The following is a 3642-nucleotide window of genomic DNA, read 5'->3' as shown; positions in this document are numbered from 1 at the left end:
CACCAGGGCTTACCTTGTGGCTGCCAAGTGAAGAGCAGCGTCCTCACATTGAGGAAACCATTCGTCTTCTTCGCAAGCTTTCGGAACAGGGTCCGGTCTTGGTTGATCTTCCCTTTGCGCACCCCTCACGAGCAGAGCTGCTAAAGCTTGGTCAAGCGGTTGCGATTGTAGATGGTGATTATCACCACTGGCTGCAATGGGAGCAAGCGGCAGAGAGCTGGCATGGCGAGGTATGGCTTAACCAGTGTGAAGAACCTATGACAAGTCATATGGCTACGCTGCTTAAGGAGAAATGGGGCCAGCGTGTATCACTTACATTCCCGCATTTTCAAGAGKCAAGCCGGTGGCTCTTCCAGGGCCGACCTTTTGTCTTAGATCCTAAAGCGGTTGTTCATTTTATCCAGGTAGAGGAGGAGCAGTCCCATKTTAGCGGAAACCAAGCGGCTAGTTAAAAATTGGCGAAAAGAAAAATCAGAAACCGTAGTCAATGTTATTGATGGTAAAGACGATAAAAGTGGCCACTTTGTGCGCGTACTGATGATTAAGGGATATCCACCGGTGCTGCTCACCGGCTACCTGGACAAGCTCGATGAGCTGGTGGGCAAGGAAGGCGCTACGCTGCGTAAAACGATTCGTTATGCAGCCAGCGATGTGACATGGAATCTATCACTAAAAAATAAATTAAACCGGCTAACCGTGTCGATAGCCAAGCAGCAGGAAGACGATCCAGCTAGAAAAGCGGAAGTGCAAGCGAAAGAAACGATTTTATCCTTACGCGATGCGAAGCAGCAGGACAATCGCAAACTGCTTGACGTTTATACCTATCTTACGATTACAGCTCCAAAGCGCCATCAGCTCCATGCAGTCGAAGTAAAACTTAAACTCTGGTTTGATGAGCTAGATTGCAAACTGGATAATCTGCCATTTGAGCAGCAGGAGGCGCTGAGGCAGACGAGTCCTATATTTGATCCCCACACGCCAAATAGCGAGTTCTTTAACAAAAAGCATTATGGCCATGTGACCACGGATACCGCAGCTGCGCGCACCTATCCCATGACAAGAAGTGGATCTAGTGATGGGCAAGGTCCTTATTTCGGCAGACGGACAGAAGACGGCTCTTTTACCTTTATTAATATTTGTGATCCCGATGATCCAAGAGCACAAAATATTACGGTTTTCGGTAAAACAGGACAAGGTAAATCCTACTTTTTAAAAGCCTTAGTTGTTTCGTTGCTAGAGGAAGGCATACATGTATTTGTTTTCGATCTAGACGGCGAGTGGCGCGATCTTTGCGAATATGTAGGCGGGGTTTATATCGATCATACGGCAGACCAAGGCCGCTACTATGAGCCGCTTACGATTATGCCTGCGCTACCTGAATTGGATTTGGATTGCATTAACTTTAATCGTTCAAGGCGAGGGAAAGCCATTGATAATGGTGTTCGCGCCTTCTCGCTGCTTGCAGATGGCTTAGCTAAGGCAGAGCTTTTTGAGGCAGGTGAAGCGATTAAACGTGTGTTCGACAAAGCTGGCATTGTGAAAGAGAAGCCAGAAACGTGGGATGCGCCATATACGGGTCCGCGACCAACCATTCATCGTGCTTTTGAGGAGATAGCCGAGGAAGCGAAGAAAGAAAATCCGGCAGCTAAAAGCTTGTACGATGCCATCAAGATTTACTTTATTGGCATTTATGATGGCATTTTTCAAATTGAAGAGTCCATCACCTTTCAAAAGACAAAACTTACCGTCATTAAAGTCGGAACGGGTCAAACGGATAATAGCGACGATAAAGATGAACTAGCCAAACAATCGCAACTTAAAATGTCGATGGCCATTGACGTTGTAAACTCCAATATTCAATGGTTGAAATTCGAAGGCGCTTATTTTTCAGCGGTGCTAGTGGATGAAGGTCAGCGACAAACGAAAAATCCAGAAATGAGGCGCGAGATTTTTGCTTGGTATACAGCGATACGGAAGTGGAACGGCATGATGATCCTTGGATCTAATACGCCAGCGATTATGCTCGATACAGCAGAGGGCGAGGGCATGTGGGAAAACACGAGTGTTCGCGTTTATTTCTACATGGAGCAATCAGCGATTAGAAAGCTTGCTGAGCACTCCAATGTGCCGATGGAAATTCAGGAGCGCATATCACAAAACGAAGATACCAATCAATACATCCTGGAGTATCACAAAAAATATGATGAGCTGGTCATGGTGGTACCTCCTGAAGAGAGCGCTTTGTACAAGACTCGTGGTCTTAAACAGGCAGGGTAGGTGGGAAAATGCAAGGTTCCATCACCAATACAGTACAAACCGTAAAGAAAGCCCGTGCTATCTATAAGTTAATTCTTCTGCTAGGTACACCGGCTTCAGTCGTCCTTATAATTTTAGCTGTTCTGATTGTTCTTATTATGCTGCTCACCGTTCTCCCCTTTCTCTTATTTGCTGAGGAGGGGAGTTTGAATAACCAAGGAGCGTTAGGAAGTTCTTGGGGACCGATCCAGCTCGATGCCGACGGCAGCAATTATCAATGGCCGGTGCCATCGATTACGCGCATTACGTCGTATTTTGGTATACGAGATATTGGCGAAGGCGCAGAAGCGCATGGCGGCATTGATATTGCTGATGGTGCTGCGAACACAGAGCTGCAGCCGATCTATGCGATCGCTTCCGGCACAGTAACCATTGCGGGAACGCTGGGTACATTCGGACAAGCGATCTATATTGATCACGGTGGGGGGCTGGTGAGCATCTATGGACACTTGGATACGCGAATGGATGTAGAGCCAGGGAGCGTCGTAAACAAAGGGCAGCGAATCGGCAGGATCGGTGCAGGTAAAGTGGGGCGCTCGACGGGTCCTCATTTACACTTTGAAGTGCGTGTCAATAATAAACGAGCTAATCCACTTGATTATGTGCAGCCGGTCATTCAAGTATCAAGCGAATTGTCTTATCGTCCGCTCGATATTGCACTGGCTAATCGCTTCTTAGTGAGCAAAAAATCAGCGCTTGCTGACCGCTCGATTTTAAGTGCCATCGATCAGGCAGGAAAGGCGCAAAACGTCGATCCTATGCTTTTACTTGCGATCACAGGGCAAGAACAATCCTTTGTTCCGATCACCAAAAAACATGCAGAACTGATCGTTAAAAACCCTTGGAATGTATTTGGATGCTGGTGTAGCGGCAAAGGCGCGACACTCACCACAGAGCAATCTGCGTTGATCGCTGCAAAGACGATTGTAAAGCTTTCGCAGGATCGGCCAAGCAATCGTAATGCGATTGAATGGCTTAGCGCGAAGGACAACCCACGAGGCTATTACGCAGAGCATGCAGGCTGGTGGATTGGTGTCACCAAATTTTATAGTGTGCTGCTCAATTTGAAGGAGTGATTTATTATGTCCACCCTTGTAATCCTTATTGGTCTGGTACTGTGGTTCCTACACCGGCAGGGGAACAATTTTGTCATACCGAAATGGATTTGGACCATAATCGGTTTATTTTTGATTTTTATGGTCGTAAAGAACTTAAATGATGTTTTTGATTTTGCAAGTCATGAGGCGTCGGAATGGTGGCCATTAATTCAAGAAAATGCTTATCGGACAAGCGAACGGGTACGTAGTTTTATACAACAGATGATGC

The 3642-nt window shown here is 46.7% G+C and carries 4 protein-coding genes; all 4 read left to right on the top strand.

Translation table 11 applies throughout. From position 1 onward, the window contains the following. Positions 1 to 452: hypothetical protein (locus AC1DSE_RS32515; RefSeq protein WP_477528859.1), on the top strand; the 452-nt coding region annotated here is incomplete at its 5' end. 73 nt (positions 453 to 525) lie between these two features. Continuing rightward, positions 526 to 2277 carry a helicase HerA domain-containing protein gene (locus AC1DSE_RS32510; RefSeq protein WP_477528858.1) on the top strand — a complete coding sequence of 584 codons (1752 nt, stop codon included), beginning with the start codon at positions 526 to 528 and terminating at the stop codon, positions 2275 to 2277. 8 nt (positions 2278 to 2285) lie between these two features. Next, entirely contained in the window at positions 2286 to 3392 is a 1107-nt protein-coding gene (locus AC1DSE_RS32505; protein ID WP_441883464.1) for a M23 family metallopeptidase, read from the top strand. Between the two features lie 6 nt (positions 3393 to 3398). Then, positions 3399 to 3642 (top strand): hypothetical protein (locus AC1DSE_RS32500; protein WP_477528857.1); only part of this gene is annotated, 244 nt, incomplete at its 3' end.

This window comes from Paenibacillus sp. 01L418, from assembly GCF_056400045.1.
Note: the sequence above shows the minus strand (reverse complement) of the source record. Positions and strands in the feature narration are given on the sequence as shown.